We start from the raw sequence: 24,783 nt of genomic DNA on the forward strand, positions 1-24,783 counted from the left end.
GGGCCCTGATCGAAAGCCCCGGCAACCGCCGAGGACGATCGCTCTGATCCCCAGGCGCAGGTCTCGTGGGTGCCGGCGGGCAGGTGACCGAAAGCCGGAGGCCGGCTGTCTCAGGGCCCCGGCGGGGCGTACCGGTATCCCAGGGCGTTCAGGTCGAGCATCTCCTTCACCGTCACCGCCGGGGCGCCGGAATAGTCGGGCACGAGCTGCCGCACCGCGGGGTCGATGCTGACGTCGAAGCCCGTGGCGCCGCCCACCCACGGCCACATCGCGTCGTCCAGGCGGTGTCCCGGCGGGGCCTGGGAACCCGTGAAGGGGGAGAGCTCGGGCCCGGGAGGGTAGTGGTCCTCAGGGGCCGAACCGGGGACGGCGGCCTGTCGGCGCTGCTGCCAGTTCGCCCAGAGCCGGTCCACGTTGGCGTGGTGGAGCCAGAAGACGGGGTCGTTGGGCGAGAAGGCACCGGACATGTGCCCACCGATGAAGTTGTGCCCCCGGTTGTGGGTGCGGGCGGTGATCTGGTCGTGGCCCTGTTCCAGGACCAGCCAGAAGTACCACAGGGGGTGGACGCCCGGCTGCTGGATGACCAACTGCTCCAGTTGCGTGGTCTGCGCAGCCGTCGGCGGCCAGCCGACGCCGACGCTGCCCCGGGCCAGGGTGGTGCCGAAGCCTTCCTCCAGGAGCGGGTGGACCGGGAACCCTTCCGCTCCCGCCGGCCACCAGGCCGGCCGCTCCGCCGGAGGGAGCGGGTCGCGCAGCACACCGTCGGTGACGGGCCCGGGCGAGCCGGCGCGCAGCGAGCCCAGGAAGTCCGGGCGGAAGAGCTTGTTGACCGCGTCCGTGTGCCGGGACCAGTCCCAGTACGGCAGGGCCACCCCCGCGACCTCCGCTTGCAGCGCCTTCTCGAACTCGATGAGGTATTTGCGGTGCCAGGCACAGAAGCCGATGTCCCAGTGGGCGAAGTTCACGGTCTCCCCGGGCGGCAGGCCCGGCGTGGTCACGGCCATGACGGCCCCGTGCAGAGCGACGAACTGGTCGTAGACGCTCGCGCCGGCGGGGCCTCCGGGAGCGGGGCGGTGCTTGAGGCGGACCACGGCCTCCAGGAAGGCGTCCCGTTCGGTGGGGGTGAGGTCGGCGGCGCTCTTACGGGTGTCCATGGCCGGCTCCTGCGTGATGTGCACCGCCGTTATGCGCGTCGCCGTTATGCGCGCCGTCGTGGTGCGCGCCGTCGTGGTGTGGACCGTGCCCGCCATGCTCGCCATGGCCACCGTGCCCGCCCCCTCCGCCCGCGGGTGGGTGGTGGTGTTCGAGGTGGCCCGTTGCCGGGACGGCGTACAGGCCGGCGAAGAACGGGCGCGAGGGGTCGTCGGACAGCAGCCTCGTGATCAGAGCACGGAAGGTTTCACCCGTCCGGGTACGCAACACCAGTTCGCTCTGGTACATGCTCGCCGGGCCGAGACCGATCTGCAGCACGGCACCCGCCCGGTGCTTGTCCACCGTGATGTCGGCCTGCTGGATACCGATGAGGCCGCAGTGGATGGTGCCTTCCAGGTGGTGGGCGAGCTCTTCCACGCGCTGGGCGGTGCAGCCTTCGAACGGGGAGAGCGTCGTGAGCAGGTTGAGGTGTTCGAAGAGCATGCGCGGGCCGGTGACCGTGATCTTGAACTCCGCGGTGCCGACGAGCAGGTCCACCAGGACTGCCCCGCCCTTGGACAGTACGACCGAGGAGGTGCTGGATGACGCTGCCGCCATGAAGGCCCCGTTCTCCGCGCGGGCCTGTGCGACCCGTCCACGTCCGAGTGTCGCGTTCCGCGAGGAAAGACGAGAGGCGGGGGCGTACGAACGGGGGACGCCGCCCGCACCGGGAGCCGCGGGCTCAGGGGCTCGGGTCGTCCCTCATCCCGCCGGGGCTCGGCACTTCTTCAGTACCTCGCGAGCAGTGGAGCGCAGGGCGTGTGCCGTGTCGATCGTGCCGGTACGCGCTCGGTGTGCGACCTCCCGCACGGGACCGAGCGAGCGCCGTCCGGGGCCGATACGGAGCAGGTCCTGGTAGAGGTCCAGATGGCGCTCGGCTGTCCGCGCCGGGTCGAAACGGGCCGAGTTCCTCAAGGCCGCCTCGCCCATGCGCTGCCGCAGCTCGTCGTCACCCACCAGTTCGAGCAGTGCGGCGGCGACGGCGCCCGGGTCACCTGGGCGGACAAGACGCCCGTCGACCCGGTCCTCGATGATTTCGCGCGGCCCGGCGGGGCAGTCCGTGGAGACGACGGGGAGACCGCAGCGCATCGCCTCGACGATGGTCATGCCGAAGGATTCATGGTCGGAGGTGGAAGCGGCGATGGAACCCTTCGCCCACTCCGCTTCCATCCGATGAGCTCTGCCCATGAGCCGGACGCTGCGGCCCAGTCCCAGTTCATCGATCAGGGCGGACAGGTTGTCCTTCTCGTTGCCGGTGGCGTCGCCACCGCCGAAAATTCGCAGCTGCCAGTCCGGGTAGGCGGCGACGACCTCGGAGAAAGCCCTGATGAGCAGGTCGTACCGCTTCACCGGATTGAGCCGGCCCGCCGCCACGACCACCTTGCCGGCACCGTCGGCCGGTTCGACGCGGGCCGCGGGGACACTGTTCGGTACGGCCTCCACCCTCACCCCCGGCAGGCCGAGCTGCCGGTAGGCGCGCGCGTCGGCCTCGGTGACGGTGGTGAGGGCGTCCAGCTGCTGATAGCGGTGGCGTATCTCGTGCCGCATACGGAAACCATGGCCCGAGAGGGTCAGGTGCTCCTGACCCACTCTGATGGCCGCACCGTGCGCCTGGCGGGCGATGTGAACGTTCAGCCCCGGTCTGGTCCCGACGATCACGTGGGCGTCCAGCCGGGACAGGTACCGGCCGATACGTTCGTCCGTGAGCCTGCTGTACTGCTTGTGCCGCCCGTCGGCGCGGGGGAAGACCTTGGCGGGCTGTGCGTGGCGGGGATCGTCACCGTCGTAGTCCGCGGAGGATGTGCGCATGTCGACCAGAGGGGTCAGGCGCACCGCGGGAGGTGCGCCCATGACCGGCACGTCGCGGTGGCGGAGCACCGAGATGATCTCCACTTCGTGGTGCTCCGCCAGTGCCGCGGCCAGGTTGAACGTCGACCGGATCGTGCCGCCGATGCCGTAGGCGTTGTGGAGCAGGAAGGAAATGCGCATGGGGCGGCACGCCTTTCGGTAGTGCGAAGGGCTTCGGTGGAAGGGCGTCGAAATGCGGGTACCTCGCCCGGCTCAGCCGCCCGGCGTACGGATGGCAGGGGCACGGTCACGGGCAGGAGACCGAAGCATGGGCGCGCCGTTCGGCAACGGCCGGTGACGTCGCGGGCGGCCCCCACTATGCGCAGGTCATCCTTAAGCGTTCCTGAAGCCCGCTGTGTGAGCCACCGGGCGGGCACCTCCGCGGTGCCATGCTGGCGTGGTGGACATTCTGGTGGTGGAGGACGATCCGGTGATCGCGGCCGCTGTGCGGGACGGCCTGGAGGCCGAGGGGTACACCGTCACTCATACGGCGGACGGCCTGGCCGCCGTGGAGCTCGGTGGCACGGGCGGGTTCTCGGCCATCGTCCTGGACGTCATGCTGCCGTCGCTGAACGGTTTCGCCGTCTGCGCACGGCTCAGGGCCCTGGGTGTCGACACCCCGGTGCTGATGCTGACGGCCAGGGACGAGGAACTCGACGAGGCACACGGTCTGGACACCGGCGCGGACGACTATCTGACGAAGCCGTTCTCCCTCGTCGTCCTCACAGCGCACCTGCGGGCACTGATCCGCCGCAGTACCCGTACGGCCGCGGGCCCGGACCGGCAGGACGTGCTGCGCGCCGGTGATCTGTGGCTGGACGTGCAGGGACGGACCTGCGGACGTGGCGATGAGCACATCGAGGTCACCGGCCAGGAGTTCGCGGTACTGGAAGTCCTGATGCGCGAGCCGGGCCGGGTGCTGTCGAAGGAGACGATCCTCGGCGAGGCCTGGGACATCGCCTACCGGGGCGGGACGAGCATCGTCGAGGTGTACATCAGCCTCCTGCGCCGCAAGATCGACCAACCGTACGGCACCCGGAGCATCGTGACCGTCCGGGGACACGGCTACCGCTTGGACGCCTCACATGCCTGACCCCGTTCTCCGGCTCCCCGGCCGGACGTTCCCGTGGTGGGCGCGGCTGCCCACCCGGGCCCGTACCGCCCTCGCCGCGGGCGCCGCCGCCCTGGTCCTCGCCGGCGCCGGCGCGTGGTGGCTGCACCACGACATCTACGCCACACAGATGACGGCTGCCCGCAGCCGCGCGCTGGCGCAGTCCCGCGCGGTCTCGGCGGAGTTCGCCCGCATCCAGGCCAGGGACCGGGAAGCCACCAGCGACGTCATCGACCTGTGGCCGGTGATCATCATCGGCCCGAGCGGCCCGTTCGCATCCTGGCTCCCCCAGGCGTTCCCCGACGCGGCCAGAACGCTCCCGCCCGCACCCGCGTCGGCGAAACCCGGTTGGGGGACCTTCGTACCGGTCCACTTCGGCACGCCGGCCTCTTCCTGCCGGCAAGGCCCCTCTCGCACCGCGTCCGGGCAGCCCGTCACCGACTGTCTCTCCAAAGCCTCGGCCCTGGCCGGGCAGACCCTGGACATGGCCGGCACCAGCGTCGAGATCCACACCGCCGATGCCCCCGCCCCCTCCGCGGCCCCCGCCGGCCGCTACACCGTCTACGTCGCCGCCACCCGGACCGAGGCGGCCCAGGCGGCCGACGCGCTCATCCCGGCCCTGGCCGGCGCGGTGCCACTGGCCGCGCTGATCGTCGCCCTCAGCGCGTGGGTCGCGACCACCCGCGCCCTGCGCCCCATCGAAGCCATCCGCGCCCGCCTGGCCACCGTCGACCAGCCGGGCGCGGGCACCCGCGTCCCCGTCCCCGCGGCCGAGGACGAGATCACCCGGCTGGCCCGCACCACCAACGACACCCTCGACATCCTCGACGCCCACGCCCGCCGCCAGCGCCGTTTCATCGCCGACGCCGCCCACGAACTACGCAGCCCCGTCACCGGCCTGCGCGCCACCCTCGAAGTCGCCCTCAACCACCCCCGACGGCCCGGCGCCCTCTCCAACGCCCTTCAGGCCGCGACCAGGCTCCAGCACCTTGTCGAGGACCTCCTCACCCTGGCCCGCCTCGACAACACCCCCACGCCGCCGGCGACCACGACACGGGTGAACCTCACCGATCTCGTCCGAGAACTCCTCCTCGAAATTCCCCACACCCAACCCGGAGCCACCGCGCAGCTCACCCTCCAGGCTCCCGACGGCCCCCTCGACGTCCCGGGCGACCGCGACCAGCTGCGCCGCCTGCTGCGCAACCTCCTCGACAACGCGGCCCGCCACGCCGGCACCCAGGTCACGGTCACCCTTGACTCCCGGCCCGGATGGGTGGAGTGCACCGTCCACAACGACGGCGACCCCCTCCCCGAAGCGGACCGTGAGCGCATCTTCGAGCGCTTCACCCGCCTCGACGAGGCACGCACCCGCGACACCGGCGGCAGCGGCCTCGGCCTCGCCATCGCCCGGGACATCGCCCACCACCACCGAGGAACCCTCACGGCCACACCGACCGGTGAAGGCGCGTCCTTCCTCCTCCGGCTCCCCGGCTAGGACGTGTCCGGCCGCTCATATGCATGCCTGCTGACCGCCTGCCAGAACACGGGGGTCGTCGCCGACTGGCTTGCCCGTCGGTCATGTTCGGAGCCGGATCGTGAGGGCTGCCGCGGTCGCGGTGCCGAGGTGGACGTCATGGCGCTTGTCGCAGCGGGTGGAGGACCTCAGGCGGCCTTGGCGACCAGCCGGCCGGCGAGCTTGCACAGACGGCGGACCGTACGGTCCTCCATGGCCACCGGCGCGGCCGGGGAGAGGGCGGTGCGGTCGTAGTAGCCGCCCGGGACGACCTCGGTGGCCGGGTCGCACAGCCGCGCTACGCGCTCCGCGCCCTGCACCGCGGAGTCGCCTTCGTGCGCGTAGAGCGGGAGCAGGGCGGTGTCGCAGACGCCGGGGTGGACGCTGACGGAGGTCCAGGACGCCTTCTCCCTGCTGAAGACCGTCAGCGCCAGCTGGGACTGGGCGTAGGCGGCGAGCCGGGAGTAGCGCTTGGCGCGGTGGGGGTCGTTCCAGGAGATGGAGGCCGTGCGGTGCATGGCGGAGGACACGTTGACGACACGGCTGCCGGGCCGGGCGGTCAGCGGGCCGGACAGCTCGTGGGTGAGGAGGTAGGCGGCCAGGAAGTTGACCTGGAGGGAGAGTTCGTTGCCGTCGGCGGTCATGGTGTGGCGCTCGGGGGCCACGACGGCCGCGTTGTTGACCAGGATGTCCAGGGCGGGGTGCCCGTCGGCGACGCGGGCGGCCATGCTCCGTACCTCGTCGAGGCGGGAGAAGTCCGCGACGGCGAGGCACAGGCGCGAGGCGTCGACGCCGGCGGCCACCAGCCGGTCGAGGGCGTCCCGCCCGGATGCCACGTCCGGCGCGTGCACGATGACGGTGCAGCCCTGGCCCGCGAGCAATCGGGCGGTCTCCCAGCCGATGCCGGAGGTGGCACCGGTGACCAGCGCGGTCCGGGAGACGGGCGAGACAGCAGACATGATGATCCACTCCGGGATATGGGCGATCGCGACAGCGCCCCGCCTCGCGGCGGGGGTGTCGTGCGAACGGGAAAGCATCGCCAGGCGGTCGGTGAGTGCCGGCGAGCAGGTACAGGAAATCGGTGCGGTTCGGCGTCAGCGGGCCGCGGTCAGAGGTGCGGCAGGTGCGTAAGGCGCTGTCTTCCGCACACCGGGAGCGAACAGCGCGCAGGACTTGGCGGCGTCGTATGAGGCGGCCGGTCGTCGTTGCGCGAAGAGCTGTTCACGTCATGCATTCAACGAGGCCGCCGCCCCGGGTTCAACCGGCGCACCGCATTCCTGACGCCGCCCTGATGCGGAGCCTTCATGGTTTTGCACCCGCCCTACGGAGTGGCTGCCGTGGTCGGCTCCCGGTCCGTCATGGGGCCGTGCAGCTGAGACGTGGTCTCGTCATGGCCCCGTGCAAGCGAGCCGAGGACGCGATGACGAACAGGCCGAAGAGTGTGATCGGCAGCAGTCCTACGGGACGCAGCAGCCACGCGGGATCCTCCTCCAGCCGCGGCCAGTTCACGATCCAGTTCGCGATGACGTCCAGCGCCATCACCCCGCTCGCCAACCGGACGCCCTCCGGACGCACAAGTCCCACGAGGACGACGACCAGCGGATCGAGGACCACCAAGCTGACGAAGAGCGCCTGTAGCGGAACCGGCGCGAAGGACGCGTAGACATGGATCCCGCCCCGGATCAGATCCAGACAGTGGGCGGCGGCCCCCTCCAGAAAGCCGATCAAGTACACCGCGAGGGCCCGTCTCGCCCACGGCGGCTGCTCTCTCCATCGCTCGCGCACTCGCCCCTGCATCGGGTCAGCCTATCCGGCCCGCCGCCCAGGAGATCCTTCTCCCCGGCATGCGCGCGGGCCCCCCGATCGTGATCGAGGGGCCCACGCGATCTCTACCTCTGCCTGCTGTTCACGCCCGGCGCAGTGCGGAGCGGCCCGCGAAGCGTGCCGAGTCGCCCAGCTCCTCCTCGATCCGGATCAGCTGGTTGTACTTCGCCGTGCGGTCGGAGCGGGAGAGCGAGCCGGTCTTGATCTGACCGCAGCCGGTCGCCACCGCCAGATCCGCGATGGTGGTGTCCTCCGTCTCGCCCGAGCGGTGCGACATGACGGCCGTCCAGCCCGCCTCGTGGGCCGTGGCCACCGCGGCCAGCGCCTCGGTCAGGGTCCCGATCTGGTTGACCTTGACCAGGACCGAGTTGCCGACGCCGGTGCGGATGCCCTCGCGCAGCAGCGTCTCGTTGGTGCAGAACACGTCGTCGCCGGTGAGCTGGCAGCGGTCGCCGACGCGGGCGGTCAGCTCGCGCCAGCCGTCCAGGTCGTTCTCCGCCATCGGGTCCTCGATGGAGACGACCGGGTAGGCGTCGATGAGCTTGGCCAGGTAGTCGGCGTGCTCGGAGGGCGTGCGGCGCACCCCCTCGCCCGCGTAGTCGTACACCCCGTCGCGGAAGAACTCCGACGACGCCGGGTCCATGACCAGGCTGATGTCCGTGCCGGGGCGGTACCCGGTGCGCTCGACGGCGGCCACCACGAAGTCGAGCGCCTCCTCGGCGGTACGCAGCGCGGGCGCGAAGCCGCCCTCGTCGCCGACGCCGGTGGAGTGCCCGGCGGCCAGCAGGTCGCGGCGCAGGGTGTGGAAGACCTCGCTGCCCATGCGGACGGCTTCGGCGAAGGTGTCCGCGCCCACGGGCGCGATCATGAACTCCTGGAAGTCCAGCGGGTTGTCGGCGTGGGCGCCGCCGTTGACGATGTTCATCATCGGCAGCGGCAGGAGGTGGGCGTCGGCGCCGCCGAGGTAGCGGTAAAGGGGCAGGCGGTGGGCCGCCGCGGTGGCCTTGGCGGTGGCGAGGGAGACGCCGAGGATCGCGTTGGCGCCGAGCCGGGACTTCGTGGCGGTGCCGTCGAGGGCGACCAGCGCGGCGTCGAGACCCGCCTGGTCCGCCGCGTCCCGGCCGCGCACGGCCGCCGCGATCTCCCCGTTGACGTGGGCCACCGCGCGGTCGACGCCCTTGCCGTGCCAGCGCGCGGAGTCCCCGTCGCGCAGTTCCACGGCCTCCCGGGCACCGGTGGAGGCGCCGGAGGGGACGGCCGCGCGCCCCAGGGACCCGTCCGCCAGGACGACGTCGACCTCGACCGTGGGGTTGCCCCGGCTGTCGATGATCCGGCGGGCGGTGACGGTCTCGATGGTGGCGTCGACGGTTCCGGCTGCCTTTGCGGACATGGGAGGTCCTTCCCGTTGTCGTGTGCCGGGCCCCTGCTGCGACAACGCTGGCGCTGAGCCCGGCAGCCCGAAACACTACAGCAATGCTGATCAGTTTTGCTGCACAGCATTGCTGTGCAGCCATGCTGTGCAGGTCAGGTGCGCAGGTCAGGTGCGCAGCTTTGCTGACCAACGGGCTAAAATGCCTTATGCCCACCCCGGAAGCCGCCGCCATCGCCGCCGAACTGCGCACCGCGATGGGCAAGCTCACCCGACGCGTCAAGCACGAGGACCGCATCCCGCTGGGCCAGGTCGCCGTGCTCGGCGCACTCGACCGCGACGGCGCCATGACCACCAGCGACCTCGCAGCCGATCAGCGCGTACGTCCCCAGTCGATGGCCCGCGCGGTGGGGCTGCTCATGGAGCAGAACCTGATCACGCGCCGGGCGCACCCCACGGACGGCCGCAAGTCGCTGGTCGAGCTGTCGGACGCGGGCCGGGCCGCGCTCGAAGCGGAGCGCGGCCGTAGGGTCGGCTGGCTCGCGCAGGCCATCGAGGCCGAACTCACGGACGAGGAGCGGGCGTTGCTGGCACGGAGCGCCGCCCTGCTGGAGCGGCTCGCCACCCGTTAGCGCCCCGAGGGGCAGGCTTCCCGGTCAGCCCCGGCACCGGTGCGGCCGAGCGGGATGTACCGGGCCGGGCAGTGCCGTGGCTGCGACCACTGCCCGGCCCGGGGGTCTCAGCCCTGCGGTACGAGCGCGGGGTGCTCGTGCTCGCAGGCGTCGTCGATCCCGTAGGTGTCCCACACGGGGAACGGATCGGCGAGGGGGAGGCTTTCGCCGGGCCGCACGAGGCAGTCGGCCAGAGCGGTCCGGAGCTCGTCGACGCGCAGACCGGTGCCGATGAAGACGAGTTCCTGACCCTGGGCGCTGTCCGCGTCCCGGGCCCCTGAGGGTTCGAATCGGGCGACGGAGCCGGCCTGCGACCACAGGCCGGTCACCCGGGGGCGGCCGGCCAGCCAGAAGAAGCCCTTGGAGCGCAGGATCCGGCCGTAGGCCCCGCTGTCGAGACCTTCGGTGACGAACTCCCACAGACGCCCCGGGTGGAACGGGGCGTCGGAGCGGAAGACCGTGCTGGAGATTCCGTACTCCTCGGTCTCCGGGACGTGGTCACCGTTGAGCTCCATGACCCAGCCCGGGGCCTGCTGCGCACGCTCCAGGTCGAACAGCCCGGTCCCGAGCACGTCGTCGAGGGCCACTCGCCCGTGGGAGGCGGTCACGATGCGGGCGGGCGGGTTGAGCCGGGTGAGGGCGGCGCGCAGCCGCTCGGCGCTCTCCGCGTCGACGAGGTCGAGCTTGTTGAGCACGATGACGTCGGCGAATTCGATCTGATCCATCAGCAGGTCGCTGACGGTGCGCTCGTCGTCCTCGTACTGGTCGAGCCCGCGCTCGGCGAGCCCGTCCCCTCCTTCCAGTTCCGGCAGGAAATTGGCGGCGTCGACAACGGTGACCATGGTGTCGAGGCGCGCCAGGTCGCCCAGAGTGGCGCCGTCGTCGCGGGGGAAGGCGAAGGTGGCCGCCACGGGCATCGGTTCGGAGATGCCGCTGGACTCGATGAGGAGATGGTCGAAGCGGTTCTCGCGGGCCAGGCGGTCGACTTCCTCCAGCAGGTCGTCGCGCAGGGTGCAGCAGATGCACCCGTTGGTCATCTCGACCAGGCGCTCCTCGGTCCGCGACAGGGCGGCCTCGCCGCCCCGCACGAGCGCGGCGTCGATGTTGATCTCACTCATGTCATTGACGATCACGGCGACCCTCAGGCCCTCGCGGTTGCTCAGCACATGGTTGAGCAGAGTGGTCTTGCCGGCGCCGAGGAAGCCGGAGAGGACCGTGACGGGCAGTTGTCCGCGCACGCCCGTCAGCCTTCGGGGTGGAGCAGGCCGCGCTCGTAGGCCTTGGCCAGGCGCTGCGGCACCAGGTGGGTGACGCCGTCGACGGTGACCGGCACGAGCTGCGGCGTCACGGCCTTCCACTGGGCGCGGCGGTGGCGGGTGTTGCTGCGGGACATCTTCCGCTTGGGAACGGCCATGGTTTCGGGGTCCTCTCCGGTCGGTGCGGACCAGACGCTATATGAAAATGGATCCCATTACCAATTCGCAGACCCCTCGATACGTCCGAACCTCCGGCGGATCCAGCCGCACGGCCCGCCACCCCACGGCGACACGACAGGACACACCAACCCTCGACCGCCGGAACCCCAGGGAGCGCCACAAGCGGCACGGAACCAGCTCAACCGGACCACCCCACCTACGCGATACGTCCCACCGAGGCGTCACACACCCCCACATCCCGGCACGCGGCGTCCACCTCCCCCCGCCTCCCCGCAGCGACAATCGGCGTAGGGCGCCACCCAGGAAGCGGACGGGGCACCCTCCCATCCGCGTAAACGAGAGACTTCAAGTAAACGTGACGTAGGCCACATTTCCGCGTCTTTACTCCCCCATTGCCCGCTGTGTTCGATAGGGCGCGTCGCTTTCGATCAAACCGCCCACATCCGACGGCAATCGCCGGCGTCACGTCGGCAGGACCGACAGGGATGCTCGCACTCATGCCCGAACACTGCCCTGAACTACACCTTTCCGAGGCTCAACTCGGGGTCTGGCTGGCGGAGCGTGCCGGGCACAGCCGTCCCGGCGACTACCAATGGGCCGAGTACCTCGTCCTGGACGGCGACGTCGACGTCACCCTCCTGGCCTCCGCGGTCACCAGAGCGGCCGCCGACTGCGAGGCGGTCAACGTCCGCATCGTCGAAACGACGGGTTCCGCACCGGTGCAGCGGCTCCTCCGGGACCCGGAACACACCGTGGACGTGGTCGACCTCCGGGAAGCGCCCGCCCCGGACGCCGCCGCACGGGAGTGGATGCGGGCCGAGATGGCCGAGGCCGGGGGCAGCGACGCCGGGCCACTGTTCCTGGGGGCCGTACTGCGTGTGGCCGACGACCGCTCGCTGGTGTTCCACCGGGTCCACCACATCGCTCTGGACGGGGCGGGCATGGCCCTGTTCGCCGAACGCGTCGCCGAGGTCTACAGCTGTCTGCACGAGGGGCGCGCCGTTCCGGAGAGCGGCTGGACCGGGCTCCGTACCCTGCTGCACGCCGAGGCCGCATACCGGGAGGCCGCCGAACGCGCCGCGGACCGGGACTGGTGGCTGGAGCGACTGGCCGGGCGGCCGGACTTCCTGAGCCTGGGCACCCACGCGGCCGCGGCCACGTCCCGCTCGTTACGGCTGACCAGGGTGCTGCCGGCGGAGGAGTTCACCCGTCTGCGGGACGGCGCGCGACGGCTCGGGCACCGCTGGACCCGGCTGCTGACCGCGGCGACCGCGGTCCACCTGCACGCGGTGACCGGTAGCCGTGACGTCGTACTGAGCCTGCCGGTCGCCGGCCGTCCGGCCGGACTCGCCCGGACCGTGCCCGCGATGTCGGCCAACGTCCTCCCCCTGCGGTTGTACGTCGATCCGGCGGCCTCCCTCGGCGCCCTGCTCGACCAGGTCGCCGGTGAATTACGGCTGGTGAGCCGTCACCAGCGATACCGGGGTGAGCACCTGCGGCGTGAGCTGGGCTATCCCGAGGACGGCCGGAAGTTCTTCGGCCCGGTGCTCAACATCCAGCGTTTCGACCGGCCGTTGCGGTTCGGCCCGACGACCGCGACCGTCCACAACCTCCAGGCGCCGCCGTCCGAGGACCTCTCGATCGTCGCCTACGACCGTGGCGACGGTGTGCTGCGCCTCGACTTCGACGCCAATCCCGCCAATCACAGCGAGGAGCTGCTCCAGGATGTCGCCGACCGCTTCCTGCACGTGCTGTGGCAGGTCGCGGAGGCCGACCGCGCAACACCACCGGCGCGGGTGGCGGCGACCACGGCGAAGGAGCGCCGGCACGCGGCCACTCTGGGCACGGGGGCCCGCACATCGGCCGCGCCCGCCGGAACAGCCGTCGGCCGGTTCACCGAACAGGCGTCCCGCACACCCGACGCGGTCGCGGTCCGCTCGGCCGGGACCGGGGAACGGCTGACCTACCGCGAGCTGGACGCTCGAAGTTCCGCGCTGGCCGCCGCGCTCACCGAGGCCGGCGCCGGCCCGGAGCGGACCGTCGCGCTGCTGCTCGAACGCTCGGTGGACCTGGTCGTCGCGGCGCTCGCGGTGGTGAAGGCGGGCGCGGCCTATGTCCCCCTGCAACGGGACGACGCGGTCGCCCGGCAGGAAACGGTGCTGTCCGACGCGGGAGCACGGCTGCTGCTCACCGACCGCGACACCGAAAAGGATCGCGTCGTCGCGCGGGCGATCGACCGTGGTGTGCGGCGACTGGACGTACGGGAGCGGGGAACCGCGGCCATGGAGCCTCGGGCGACGACACCGGACTCGCTGGCGTGCGTGATGTTCACCTCCGGCTCCACCGGGCGCCCCAAGGGGGTCGCCATTACCCAGGGCAACCTGGCCGGGCTCGCCGCCGACCAGTGGTGGGCCGAGGGCGGCGCGGACCGGGTGCTGCTGCACTCGCCGCACGCCTTCGACGCGTTCAACCTGGAACTGTGGGTGCCGTTGCTGACCGGTGGCGAGGTGGTCGTCGCCCCGCCGGGGAGGCTGGACCCGGCCGCACTGTCCCGGATCACGGCCGCCACCGGGATCACCGGACTGTGGCTGACGGCCGGGCTGTTCGAGGCGTTCGCCACCGAGGACCCCGCCTGTCTGGCCGGACCGCGCCAGGTCTGGACCGGCGGTGACGTGGTGTCCCCGGCGGCGGTACGCGCCGTGCGGGCCGCGCTGCCGGGGCTCACCGTCGTCAACGGCTACGGACCCACCGAGACCACGGTGTTCGCGACCCGGTACGCCGTCGACGAACTGCCGGAGGACGCCGGCTCGGTTCCCATCGGCACGCCGCTGGACGGCAAGCGGGTGCTGCTCCTCGACGACGCGCTGCGGCCGGTGCCGCCCGGCGTGGTGGGCGAGGTGTACCTCGGAGGTACGGGGGTCGCGCGCGGCTACGTCGGGCAGGCGGCCGCGACCGCCGAGCGTTTCGTGCCGGACCCGACCGGTCCGCCCGGCGCCCGCGTCTACCGCACGGGCGATCTGGCCCGCTGGAACCGCGACGGGCGGCTGGAGTTCGCCGGGCGGGCCGACGGGCAGATCAAGCTCCGCGGCTACCGGATCGAACCGGGGGAGATCGACGCCGCGTTACTGGCCGAGCCCGGGGTGCGGCAGGCCGCCACGATCCTGCGCGAGGACCGGCCGGGCGTACGGCGGCTGGTCTCCTACGTGGCCGCCTCGGGCGACACGACGCGGCTGCTCGGCGGCGTGGCGAACCGGCTGCCCCCGTACATGGTGCCGTCGGCCGTCGTGGCGGTGGACCGGCTGCCGCTGACCCGCAACGGCAAGCTCGACCGGCGCGCGCTGCCCGCCCCGGAGGCCGGGAGCACGGACGCGGTCAGGGCTCCTCGCACCGCCGTCGAGCACCGGCTGGCCGAGCTGTTCGGCGAGGTCCTCGGTCTGGCGAGCGTTCCGCTCGACAAGGACTTCTTCGAGCTCGGCGGCGACAGCATCAAGGCGATCCAGCTCGCCGGTGCGGCGCAGCGGGCCGGTCTGGCCGTCAGCACCCCGGACGTGTTCCGCACGCCCACCGTCGCCGCACTCGCCGCCGGCATCGGAGCGGTGCCGGAACCGGGGCACCGGGTCGCTCTGGGTGACGCGGACGACCCCGCGGTCCCGCTGACGCCCGTCATGCACTGGCTGCGCGAACGCGGCGGCCCGGTCGACGGCTTCGTCCAGTCCCTGACCGTGCGTACCCCGGCGGGCATGACCGAGGCGCAGGTGCGCGCGGTGGTGCAGGCACTGGTCGATCACCACGGCATGCTGCGGCTGTCGCTGGGAGCGGTGGAGGGGCTGTGGACGCTGGAAGTACTGCCGCACGCCACCGTCGAGCTGAACCGGCCGGGCACCACGCTCGACCCCGCGAACGGGCACGTGGTCCGCGCGAGCTGGCGGGATCCCGGGCCGGCGGCACCGGGCGAACTGACCCTCACCGCGCACCACCTCGGCGTCGACGGTGTCTCCTGGCGCATCCTCCAGGAGGACCTCCGCACCGCGTGGGAGGCGGTCCGGCACGGGCGCGCACCGCGTCTGCAACCGACGGGTACCCCTTTCCCCCAGTGGGCGAGGGCGCTGGTCCAGTACGCGCACCACCCGTCCGTCCTCGCGGAATTCTCCCGGTGGCAGGCGGTACCCGAGGATCCCCCCGTCGCGCACCGTGCGCTGGACGGCGACGTGGACACCGAGGACACCCGCCGCAGGCACTCCGTCACCCTGCCGGGCGCGCTCACCGCGCGTCTGGTGACCGACGCGACCGCGGCCTTCGGCTGCTCGGTGCACGAACTGCTGCTGACCGCGTTCGCCCTTGCCGCCGCCGACTGGCGGGAGGGACCGGACGCGCTGCTGGTGGACCTCGAAGGCCACGGGCGTGAGGAGTTCGCCGCCGGCCTGGACCTGTCCCGCACGGTCGGCTGGTTCACCACCCTGTGCCCCGTGGTGCTCGACCCCGGCTGCTCCTGGGCGGACGCCCGCACCGATCCGGCCGCGCTGGACGGCGCGGTGGCCAGGGTGCGGTCCCGCGTACGGGACGCCGCGCGCGCCGGTCTTGCCTACGGTCTGCTGCGCCACGCCAACCCGCAGACCGCTCCGGCGCTGGCCGCCCGGCCGTCGCCGCAGTTCGCGTTCAACTACCTGGGCCGGTTCGACGTCGGCGGTGACGGCGACTGGGCGGTGCCGTCCGACGCCTCGGTGCTCGGCCCGGCCACCGGCGGCAACCTGGCGATGGCCCACACCGTGGAACTCGACGCGGTGATCACCGATCGTCCGGACGGGCCGCGGCTGGTGGCGCACTGGTCCTGGCCGGGTGAACTGCTCACCGAGAAGCGGGTCTCCGGGCTCGCGCGCCGGTGGTTCGACGTGCTGGAGGCCCTGACGCGGCGGGGCCGTGCCCGGGCGACGGGTGAGCTGCCCCTGCCGCCGCTGGCGCAGGGGCTGCTGTTCCACTCGCTCTACGACCACGACGGCGCCGACCCGTACCTCGTCCAGTTCGTCTTCGAGCTCGGCGGACCCCTGGACCCCGACGCGCTGCGCGACGCACTCCACCGCCTGCTGCTGCGTCATCCCCAGCTCTCCGCGGGCGTGCGGCACGGTCCGTCGGGGCGTCCGGTCCAGGTGGTAGTCCCGGACTTCGCCGTGGCATGGCAGGAGATACCCGCGCACGAGGACCTGGAGCGTTTCCTCGACGCCGACCGCAGGAGACGGTTCGACCTCGCCACTCCCCCGCTGGTCCGCGCGGCCCTGCTGCGCCGCACCGACGCGCGGCACACCTTCGTCCTCACCACGCACCACCTCCTCCTGGACGGCTGGTCCATGCCGATCCTGGTCAAGGAGTTGTTCTCGCTCTACGCCGGCCGTGAACTCCCGCCCGCGACGCCGTACCGCGACTTCCTCGACTGGCTGTCGACGAGGGATTCCCGCGCGGACGAGGCGGCCTGGCGCGCGCTGCTGTCCTCCGTGGACGGTCCGACGCTGGTCGGCGGCGCGGGACGGCGCGGTTCGGCCGCGGCCCGCCACCGGCGGACCGCTGAGCTGGACGAGGACACGAGCGCGCGGATCGACGCCATGGCACGGCGGCACGGGCTGACCGCCAGCATCGTCGTCCAGCTGGCGTGGGCCGTCCTGCTGGGTGCCATGACCGGCCGGGACGACGTGGTGTTCGGTGCGACGGTCTCCGGCAGACCGGCGGAACTGCCCGGTGCGGAACGCATCGTCGGCCTGCTGATCAACACCGTTCCGGTGCGGGTCCGCCTCGATCCGCGCCGGTCGGTCGCCGAGTGCCTCGCCGAGCTGCGCGCCCAGCAGCTGTCCATGCTGGACCACCAGCACGCCGATCTGACGCGGCTCCGGTCGATCACCGGGCATGCCGAACTCTTCGACACCGTCGTGGTCTTCGAGAACTACCCGATCGACGAGGACGCGCTGCACGGCGTCGTGCCCGGTCTCGACATCCGGGACGTGCGGGGCCGGGACGGCACCCACTACCCCCTGACGCTGATCGCCGTGCCGGGCCGCGGCCGCCTGCGGCTCCGCCTCGACCACAGCGCCGACCTGTTCGACGAGGCGGGAGCCCGCCGCCTGCTCGATCGTCTGGCCGCCCTGCTCGACCGGATCACGGCGGACCCGGAGGCACGGCTGGGGCAGCTCGGTCTGCTGCTCCCGGACGAACAGGAGGAGCCCGCGGACACCGGGGTGGGGACGGCCCCGGTCGCCCTGCCCGCGCTGTTCGAGGAGCAGGTGCGCCGCCGGCCGGAAGCCCCCGCCCTCACCTGCGGGGAGACCACCCTGACGTACGGGGAGCTCAACGCGCGGGCCAACCGTCTCGCACGGCTCCTCGCCTCACGCGGGGCCGGCCCCGAACGCCTGGTGGCCCTGGTCCTCGGCCGTTCCACGGACCTCGTGGTCGCGGTGCTGGCCGTGCTGAAGTCAGGAGCCGGTTACCTGCCGCTCGACCCGGCCCTCCCGCGGGAGCGGGTGCGGCAAGTGCTGGCCGACGCCGCTCCCGTGCTCGTGGTGACCTCCGGGCCGCTCGCGGTGCCGGACCCGCAGATCGTGCTCGACGGCACCGATCCGGCCGCCGGCTACCCGTCGGACGACCTCGGCCTGGCCCTGGACCCCGGCAGCGTCGCCTACGTGATCTACACCTCGGGCTCCACCGGAGCGCCCAAGGGCGTCGTGGTGTCGCACCACAATGCCGGACGGCTGCTCACGGTGACCGACGCCCGGTTCGGCTTCGGTGACGACGACGTGCACACGCTGTTCCACTCCTACGCCTTCGACGTCTCGGTGTGGGAGCTGTGGACGTCGCTGGGCCGCGGCGGCCGCCTGGTGGTGGTGCCGGACGACGTCGCCAGGTCGCCGCGGGAACTCCTGGCGCTGCTCGCCCGGGAGCGGGTCACCGCCCTGAGCCAGACCCCGTCGGCGTTCTACCAGCTCATGCGGGCCGAAGCGGAAGCGGAGCCGGGCGCGCTGCCCGACCTGCGGGTCGTCGTGTTCGCCGGTGAGGCGCTGGAGCCCACGCGCGTCCGCTCCTGGCACGGACCCGGCCGGCCGAGGCTCGTCAACATGTACGGGATCACCGAGACCACCGTGCACGCGACCTACACCGAGCTGACCGACCCCGACGAGACCGCCGGCGTCATCGGCACCGCCCTGCCCGACCTGCGGCTGCACCTGCTCGACCACGCGCTGCGGCCGGTCCCGCCGGGCTGCCCCGGTGAGATCTACGTGGCCGGTCCCGGGGTGGCGCGGGGGTATCTGGGACGCCCCGGGCTCACCGCGAGCCGCTTCGTCGCCGACCCCTTCGGCGCGCCCGGTACCCGTATGTACCGTTCCGGGGACCTCGCACGGCGCCGGGCCGACGGCACGCTGGAGTACCTGGGCCGGACGGACCACCAGGTGAAGATCCGCGGCTACCGGATCGAGCCCGGGGAGGTCGAGCGCGTCCTCGAACAACACCCCGCCGTGGACCGTGCCGTGGTGCTCGCGGAGGCGGACGCCGACGGTGGCCGGCTGCTCTGCTACGCCGTGACGAAGGGGGAGCCGGCACCCGGTGAGCTGCGCGCGTACGCCCGTACGGTGCTGCCCGCGCACATGGTGCCCGCGTTCATCCTGCCGGTCGACGCGATCCCGCTGACCGGCAACGGCAAACTGGACCGCAGGGCCCTGCCGCGACCGGAGTCCGCGGTGCGGGTGAGCCGCCCGCCGGCGACCGAGCGGGAACGGCTCCTGTGCGCGCTGTTCGCCGAGGTCCTCGGGGTCCCCGAGGTCGGCGCGGAGGACAGCTTCTTCGATCTGGGCGGGCATTCGCTGCTGGCCACCCGCCTGATCAACCGGGTACGGGCGGAGACCGGCTCCGAGCTGAGCATCCGCACCCTCTTCGACGCCCCGGTCGTCGCCGACCTGGCCGAGCGCCTGCCCGAGCCGGCCGGCGCCCCGCGCGCCGGGCTCGGCACGACCGTACGGCCGGAGCGTATCCCCCTCTCCCCCGCGCAGCGCCGGCTGTGGTTCTTCAGCCGGCTCGCCGGCCCCAACTCGGTCTACAACATGTCCTTCGCGACCCGGCTGAGCGGTCCCCTGACGGCCGGGCACCTGCGCGCGGCCCTCGGTGACGTGCTCGCCCGGCACGAGAGCCTGCGCACCACCGTCACCGAGTCCGACGGCGAGCCGTACCAGCGCATCAGTGACAGGGCGGAGCTGCCCTTCGAGGTGGTGACCACGTCGGAGGGCGAGCTGCCCGGCCTGCTCGCCGAAGCGGCGGCGCACGTCTTCGACCTCGGTGGCGAACTCCCGGTCCGGGCCACGCTCTTCGAGACCGCACCCGAGCGGTACGTGCTGCTGGTCCTCCTGCACCACATCGCCGCCGACGGCTGGTCACTCGCTCCGCTGGCCCGCGACCTGTCGACCGCGTACCGGGCGCGCGCCGCGGGCGAGGCCCCACGGTGGACCGGGAGCCCCGTGCAGTACGCGGACTACGCCCTCTGGCAGCGCGACACCGACCTCGGCGCCGGTATCGCCTACTGGAAGGAGACCCTGCGCGGCGCCCCGGAGGCGCTCTCCCTGCCGTTCGACCACGCCAGGCCCCAGGTGTCCGCACATCGCGGGGAGACCGTCGGCTTCACCCTGGACGCCGATCTGCACGCCCGGCTGGGCGAGCTCGCACGGTCCACCGGCACCACCTTGTTCATGGTGACGCACGCCGCGCTCGCCGTGCTGCTGTCACGGCTCGGCGCCGGTACGGACGTCCCCATCGGCACGCCGGTGGCCGGGCGGCACGACGAGGCGCTGCACGAGACCGTCGGCTGCTTCGTCAACACGGTGGTGCTGCGCACCGACCTCAGCGGAACGCCGACGTTCACCGAGCTGCTGGAGCGGGTCCGGACCGCCGATCTCGACGCCTTCGCCCATCAGGACGTGCCGTTCGAGTCGGTGGTCGAGGCGGTCAACCCGCCGCGCTCGCTGTCCGGCCACCCCCTCTTCCAGGTGATGCTGGCCTTCCAGGACACGCCGCCCGTCGTCTTCGACCTGCCGGGGCTGCGCGTCGAGCCGGTCGTCGCGCACGGCGGCGCCTCCCGTATGGACCTGCTGTGGAGCCTGCGCCCGCACCACGGCGACCACGGCGCGGAAGCCGGCGTCGAGGGCGAGCTGGAGTACGACACCGAACTGTTCACGCCCGCCTCCGCCCGTCTGCTGCCCGCCCGGCTGGAACGGCTGCTGCGGGCGGTGGTGGCGGAGCCCGACCGCCCGGTCGCCGACTTCCCGGTCCTCGTCGCCGGCGAGCGGGAACAGATCACAGGCCGCTGGAACGCCACCGCCCATGAGGTGCCCCGGACCACCGTGGCCGAACTGTTCGCGGCACAGGCGCTCCGCACCCCCGGCGCACCGGCCGTACGGCACGGGGACACCGTGCGCACCTACCGGGAGCTGTCCGGGCGGGTGGCCGTCATCGCGGCGGAACTGAGGGCTCACGGAGCCCGTCCGGGCAGCCTGGTCGCACTGGAACTGAGGCGGGACCCCGACCTGCCCGCCGCGCTGCTCGCGGTCCAGACGGTCGGGGCCGCCTGGCTGCCCGTCGACCCCGCACTGCCGCCGCGGCGGAAGGCGGCGCTGCTGGCGGACGCCCGCCCCCTGCTGGTGGTGCGCAACGCGGTGGACAACGACGAGGGGTTCGACGGCGGACTCACCGTCACCACCGGCGCCCGGGAACCTGCGGTCGTGCCGCGGAACACGGCGTACGTGATCTACACCTCGGGCTCCACCGGGCGGCCGAAGGGCGTCGTCGTGCCCCACAGCGCGCTGACGAACCTCGTGCTCGCGCTGCGCGAACAACTGGCCGTCGGTGCGGCCGACCGGGTCCTGGCCGCCGCGCCCGCGGGCTTCGACATGTCCCAGCCCGAACTGTGGCTGCCCCTGGTCACCGGCGCGACGATGGTCCTCGCCGAGCAGGGCGCGCTGCGCGAGCCCGACGAACTGTCCGCGCTGCTCGACCGGCACCAGGTCACCGTGATGCAGGCGACCCCGTCGCTGTGGCAGGCCCTGGTGGCCCGGCGGCCGGACCGGCTGCGCCACATCCGCGCGGTCATCGGTGGCGAAGCGGTGCCCACGGAACCGGCCGCGACGCTGTCCGGCCGTACCGCATCGCTGCTGGCCTGTTACGGCCCGACGGAGACGACAGTCTGGTCGACCACCCACCCGGTCGGCCGCGAGGTGGGCGCCACGGTGCCGCTCGGGCGTCCGCTGTGGAACACCCGGTGCTACGTCCTCGACGCCCGGTTGCGGCCCGTGCCCCCGGGCGTCACCGGCGAGCTCTACCTGGCCGGCGCCGGCGTCGCGACGGGCTACCTGCACCGGCCGGCGCTGACGGCGACCCGGTTCGTCCCGGACCCCTTCGGACCGGAAGGGCACCGGATGTACCGCACCGGCGACCTCGCCTCGTGGACCTCCGACGGGGTACTGCGCTTCCACGGCCGGACCGACGATCAGGTGAAGATCCGCGGCCATCGCGTCGAACTCGGCGAGATCGAGGCCGTACTCGCCCGCCACGAGGACGTCGACGCGGCCGCGGTGGCCGTACACGACCGGAAGGCCGACGACCGCCGCCTGGTCGGCTACGTCGTCCCCGCCGGCGCCGACCTGCGCTCCGTACGCGCGCACCTGGCCGCGCACCTGCCGGACTACATGCTGCCGACCCGCCTGGTCGGGCTGGACGAGCTCCCCCTCAGCCCCAACGGGAAACTGCTGCGCGACCGGCTGCCCGAACCGGACTGGGCCCCCGCGGGAGACCCGGCGCCCCCGGAGAACCTGGACGAGCACTGGATGTGCGGGCTCTTCGCCGACGTGCTGGACCTGCCCCGGGTCGGTCCCCGCGACAACTTCTTCGAACTCGGCGGGCACTCGCTCCTGGCGGCGCGGCTGACCGACCGGGTACGGACCGTGCTCGGGCTGGAACCGACGATCCGGAACGTCTTCGAGGCGGCCACTCCCGCCGCGCTGACCCGTCTCCTGAACCGGGCGTCGCCGGAGACCGGGGCCACGCACCTCGTGCCGTTCCGCACGGGCGGCCCGGCGGCACCGGTGTTCTGCGCACCGCCGCTCAGCGGGATCAGCTGGCTGTACGCGGGGCTGCTGCGGCACATCGACCGGGACCACCCGGTGTACGGCATCCAGGCCGAGGGACCCGGCGGGGTGAGCGACCTGCCCGGCAGCGTCGAGGCGATGGCCGAGCGCTATGTGGACCTGATGCGCTCGGTCCGCCCCCGCGGCCCGTACCACCTCGTCGGCTGGTCCTTCGGCGGGCTGGTGGCCTACGCGATGGCGGTCCGGCTGCACGAGCTCGGCGAGCCGGCCGGCTCGCTGTGCCTGGTGGACACGGCCGCCGACGCCGCGGCCGCACCGGAAGAACCCATCGACGACCAGCGCGTCCACCGGGTGCTGCTGACGGCCGCGGGCCTGGACGACGCGCGCTGGGCCGCGACGGACCTGGACTTCGCCACCGTCTCGGCCCTGCTGCGCCGGGAGGGAAGCGTGTTCGCCCGGTTCACCGAGGACGAGATCCGCCGGGTCGTCGCGGTGTCACGTCACCACGACAAGCTCGCGCGGGCCTACCGGCCGCCGCGCTACCCCGGCGACGCCACCTACATCGAAGCGACGGGGGACGGGCCGCGCCGCGTCCCGAACCACGAACTGTGGCGGCCCCGGTTCGGCGGCGATCTGACCGTCGGGTACGTCTCCGCGCGCCACTACCGGGCGATGCAGCCGCAGCACGTGCACGAAGTCGGGATCCAGCTCCGCGACCTGCTCAGGAGGCAGCGTTGATCCGCACCGAGCCCGGCGCCTCCACTGATTCCCGCACCCGCACCGATTCCGGTGCCCTCGCCGGACTGCCCGCGGGCGCCCGGGTGGTGATCCGGCTGCCCAGCGGCCGCGCACTGGCGGACGTCCTGCTCGCCTGCTTCGCCCTGCGCCTCGTCGCGGTCCCCCTGCACCCCCGCACCACCGACCGGGCCCTCGCGGACATCGCCGAACGCGTCTCCGCGGCGGCCCTGGTGGACCTCCACGGGCTGCACCGCACCGGCCCGCCCGACGTCCACGCGGCCCCGGCCTCGGCCTCGGGCGACTTGGCCTTCATCATGTTCACCTCGGGCTCCACCGGCCCGCAGAAAGGGGTCATGCTCGGCCGGCGAGCCGTCCTGGGCAACGCCGCCAGGACCGCGGCCCTGCACGGACTGACACCGGAACGCCCGCACGGGACCTGCCTTCCGCTGTACCACTGCAACGCGCTGGTCATGTCGCTGCTCGGCACGCACCTCACCGGCACGCCGCTGACCCTGCGAGCCGCCTTCGACCCGGCCGGCTACTTCGCGGCACTGGACGCCACCGGGGCCCGGACCGCCTCGATCGTGCCCGCCCTGCTGGCGGACCTGCTGGAGGCCGGTCCCCGATGGCCTGACGGCCTGGAGTACCTGATCACCGCGGCCGCCCCGCTGACCAGCGATCTCGCCCGCCGCTTCCACCGCCGGTACGGCCCGCGCCTGCGGCAGGGCTACGGCCTGACCGAGGCGGTCAACTTCAGCTTCACCATGCCCGTGCTCGACGAAGCCGAGTTCCGCGACCAGTACCTGGAGCACACGCCCCCGGTCGGGACACCGCTGCCGGAAACCGAACTGCGGCTGGAATCCGGCGAAGTGTGGATCAGAACGCCGGACCTGATGACCGGCTACTGGCAGGACAGCCGCGCCACGGCGGCCGCGGTCACCGACGACGGCTGGCTGCGCACCGGCGACCTGGGCGAACTCCGGGACGGCCTGCTGGTCCTCCGGGGCCGCGCCGGGGAGCGGATCAACCGGGGCGGGGAGAAGTACTACCCGCTCGACGTCGAGCACGGCTGGCGCGAGGCCGGGCTGTCCGGCCGGTTCGCGGCGGTCGCGGTGGACGAACCCACGCTCGGCCAGGACATCGGCCTGATCGCCACGGAGCAGCCGGTCTCCGACGTCCGCGAACTCTGCGAACGGGCGCCGCTGCGGCCGTCCGCGATCCAGTTCGGCGGCTTCCTGGCGACCCCGACCGGCAAGCCCCGGCGCACGGCGATGAGCCGGAGCCTCGCCGCGCGCCGCCTGGCCCCCGCACGCTACGAACGGTTGCTGCGCCACGCGGCGGCCACCGCGCACGACCTGCTGCGCACCGGGGCCGACCACCCCGGCCTGCGCGCGCTGGCCGCGTCGGCGGGAGACCCGCGCCCCCGGGCGGACGACGAAGCCGTCTTCGGCGCCCTCGACTTCATGCGGGAGCACTGGCACGACGAGGACGGCACGGAACTGTCCGAGGCCAAGGCCCACTGGCACAGGGCACTTCTCACCGAGTGGCCCCTGGCGGCGCACGCGGAACTGACCGCGGACGTGGCGGACCGCCACGGGTTCGAAGGACCGCCCGTGCCGCTGGGCACCGAGGCCCACTTCGGGGACAGCTCACTGCTCGTACTCCCGCACGGGCCCGCCGCCGACGGCCCGGTGTGGCCACTGGGCCCCCTGCTGTCCTTCCTGGACGGCTCCACCGGGGACGGCGGGACGGATCGCTGGACGTGGCTGACCCGGCTGCGCGACAAGGGATTCCCGGCCACGGGCTGCTCCGTACTGCGCGCCGGGCGACACGACCTGGGCGGCGTGCTGTGGGCACGACAGCCGGATTCCGGACCGGACGAGGTCCCACCGGCCGCAGGCACCTGACCGGCCGGCCCATGGCCACCACACCCACCACGAGCCGACCGGTCCCCCGGGGAGAGCCGTCAAAGAACGG

The 24,783-nt window shown here is 72.8% G+C and carries 13 protein-coding genes; 5 read left to right on the forward strand and 8 right to left on the reverse strand.

What is annotated here, in order from left to right; genetic code table 11:
• Positions 1-110 precede the first annotated feature (110 nt).
• The 3 genes from SMD11_RS01125 to SMD11_RS01130 all read right to left on the reverse strand — a co-directional run bounded on the left by SMD11_RS01125 (position 111) and on the right by SMD11_RS01130 (position 3,180).
• Positions 111-1,154, reverse strand: a complete 1,044-nt coding sequence (locus SMD11_RS01125) for a tyrosinase family protein (protein WP_159395169.1) — start codon at positions 1,152-1,154, stop codon at positions 111-113.
• Positions 1,141-1,689 (reverse strand): hypothetical protein, encoded by a 549-nt coding sequence (locus tag SMD11_RS35230; RefSeq protein ID WP_159395170.1) that lies wholly within the window; start codon positions 1,687-1,689, stop codon positions 1,141-1,143. Before SMD11_RS35230 ends, SMD11_RS01125 begins: the two co-directional genes overlap by 14 nt.
• Before the next feature lie 204 nt (positions 1,690-1,893).
• Positions 1,894-3,180, reverse strand: coding sequence for a glycosyltransferase family 4 protein (locus tag SMD11_RS01130; RefSeq protein ID WP_087924602.1), 1,287 nt, complete (start codon positions 3,178-3,180; stop codon positions 1,894-1,896).
• A 259-nt stretch (positions 3,181-3,439) separates the two neighbouring features.
• On the opposite strand from SMD11_RS01130, the gene SMD11_RS01135 reads away from it, so the two are divergent.
• Together SMD11_RS01135 and SMD11_RS01140 are read left to right on the forward strand one after the other, a co-directional pair.
• On the forward strand, positions 3,440-4,132 hold the full coding sequence (locus SMD11_RS01135; RefSeq protein ID WP_087930217.1) for a response regulator transcription factor: 693 nt from the start codon (positions 3,440-3,442) through the stop codon (positions 4,130-4,132).
• Positions 4,125-5,645 carry a sensor histidine kinase gene (locus tag SMD11_RS01140; protein ID WP_087924603.1) on the forward strand — a complete coding sequence of 507 codons (1,521 nt, stop codon included), beginning with the start codon at positions 4,125-4,127 and terminating at the stop codon, positions 5,643-5,645. The genes SMD11_RS01135 and SMD11_RS01140 overlap by 8 nt, the downstream gene beginning before the upstream one ends.
• Positions 5,646-5,812: 167 nt before the next feature.
• On the opposite strand, the gene SMD11_RS01145 is transcribed toward SMD11_RS01140, so the two are convergent.
• From SMD11_RS01145 to eno, 3 genes are all read right to left on the reverse strand, one after another.
• Positions 5,813-6,622 carry an SDR family NAD(P)-dependent oxidoreductase gene (locus SMD11_RS01145; RefSeq protein WP_087924604.1) on the reverse strand — a complete coding sequence of 270 codons (810 nt, stop codon included), beginning with the start codon at positions 6,620-6,622 and terminating at the stop codon, positions 5,813-5,815.
• A 397-nt stretch (positions 6,623-7,019) separates the two neighbouring features.
• Positions 7,020-7,460, reverse strand: coding sequence for a hypothetical protein (locus SMD11_RS01150; RefSeq protein WP_087924605.1), 441 nt, complete (start codon positions 7,458-7,460; stop codon positions 7,020-7,022).
• A gap of 109 nt (positions 7,461-7,569) precedes the next feature.
• Positions 7,570-8,877, reverse strand: a complete 1,308-nt coding sequence (gene eno / locus SMD11_RS01155) for a phosphopyruvate hydratase (protein WP_087924606.1) — start codon at positions 8,875-8,877, stop codon at positions 7,570-7,572.
• Positions 8,878-9,065: 188 nt separating this feature from the next.
• Between eno and SMD11_RS01160 the strand changes: the two genes are divergently transcribed.
• Entirely contained in the window at positions 9,066-9,488 is a 423-nt protein-coding gene (locus tag SMD11_RS01160; protein WP_087924607.1) for a MarR family winged helix-turn-helix transcriptional regulator, read from the forward strand.
• A 107-nt stretch (positions 9,489-9,595) separates the two neighbouring features.
• On the opposite strand, the gene SMD11_RS01165 is transcribed toward SMD11_RS01160, so the two are convergent.
• Together SMD11_RS01165 and rpmF are read right to left on the reverse strand one after the other, a co-directional pair.
• Positions 9,596-10,765, reverse strand: coding sequence for a GTP-binding protein (locus SMD11_RS01165; protein ID WP_087924608.1), 1,170 nt, complete (start codon positions 10,763-10,765; stop codon positions 9,596-9,598).
• 5 nt (positions 10,766-10,770) lie between these two features.
• Complete coding sequence (rpmF, locus tag SMD11_RS01170; protein ID WP_087924609.1) at positions 10,771-10,941, reverse strand: 50S ribosomal protein L32; 171 nt, start codon at positions 10,939-10,941, stop codon at positions 10,771-10,773.
• 519 nt (positions 10,942-11,460) lie between these two features.
• Here rpmF and SMD11_RS01175 point away from each other — a divergent pair.
• Both SMD11_RS01175 and SMD11_RS01180 read left to right on the forward strand, forming a co-directional pair.
• The gene (locus SMD11_RS01175; RefSeq protein ID WP_234365834.1) at positions 11,461-22,806 is read left to right on the forward strand and encodes an amino acid adenylation domain-containing protein; all 11,346 of its coding nucleotides are present in this window, start codon (positions 11,461-11,463) and stop codon (positions 22,804-22,806) included.
• Positions 22,803-24,713, forward strand: a complete 1,911-nt coding sequence (locus SMD11_RS01180; RefSeq protein WP_199843775.1) for a class I adenylate-forming enzyme family protein — start codon at positions 22,803-22,805, stop codon at positions 24,711-24,713. Before SMD11_RS01175 ends, SMD11_RS01180 begins: the two co-directional genes overlap by 4 nt.
• Positions 24,714-24,783 lie beyond the last annotated feature (70 nt).

It is taken from the genome of Streptomyces albireticuli, assembly GCF_002192455.1.
Taxonomy (GTDB): Bacteria; Actinomycetota; Actinomycetes; order Streptomycetales; family Streptomycetaceae; genus Streptomyces; species Streptomyces albireticuli_B.

Bases quoted from the DNA above. Each gene is read 5' to 3' on its own strand.
- SMD11_RS01125 (WP_159395169.1), bottom strand. From the start codon at position 1,154: ATGGACACCCGTAAGAGCGCCGCCGACCTCACCCCCACCGAACGGGAC.
- SMD11_RS01130 (WP_087924602.1), bottom strand. From the start codon at position 3,180: ATGCGCATTTCCTTCCTGCTCCACAACGCCTACGGCATCGGCGGCACG.
- SMD11_RS01140 (WP_087924603.1), top strand. From the start codon at position 4,125: ATGCCTGACCCCGTTCTCCGGCTCCCCGGCCGGACGTTCCCGTGGTGG.
- SMD11_RS01145 (WP_087924604.1), bottom strand. From the start codon at position 6,622: ATGTCTGCTGTCTCGCCCGTCTCCCGGACCGCGCTGGTCACCGGTGCC.
- SMD11_RS01150 (WP_087924605.1), bottom strand. From the start codon at position 7,460: ATGCAGGGGCGAGTGCGCGAGCGATGGAGAGAGCAGCCGCCGTGGGCG.
- eno (WP_087924606.1), bottom strand. From the start codon at position 8,877: ATGTCCGCAAAGGCAGCCGGAACCGTCGACGCCACCATCGAGACCGTC.
- SMD11_RS01160 (WP_087924607.1), top strand. From the start codon at position 9,066: ATGCCCACCCCGGAAGCCGCCGCCATCGCCGCCGAACTGCGCACCGCG.
- rpmF (WP_087924609.1), bottom strand. From the start codon at position 10,941: ATGGCCGTTCCCAAGCGGAAGATGTCCCGCAGCAACACCCGCCACCGC.
- SMD11_RS01175 (WP_234365834.1), top strand. From the start codon at position 11,461: ATGCCCGAACACTGCCCTGAACTACACCTTTCCGAGGCTCAACTCGGG.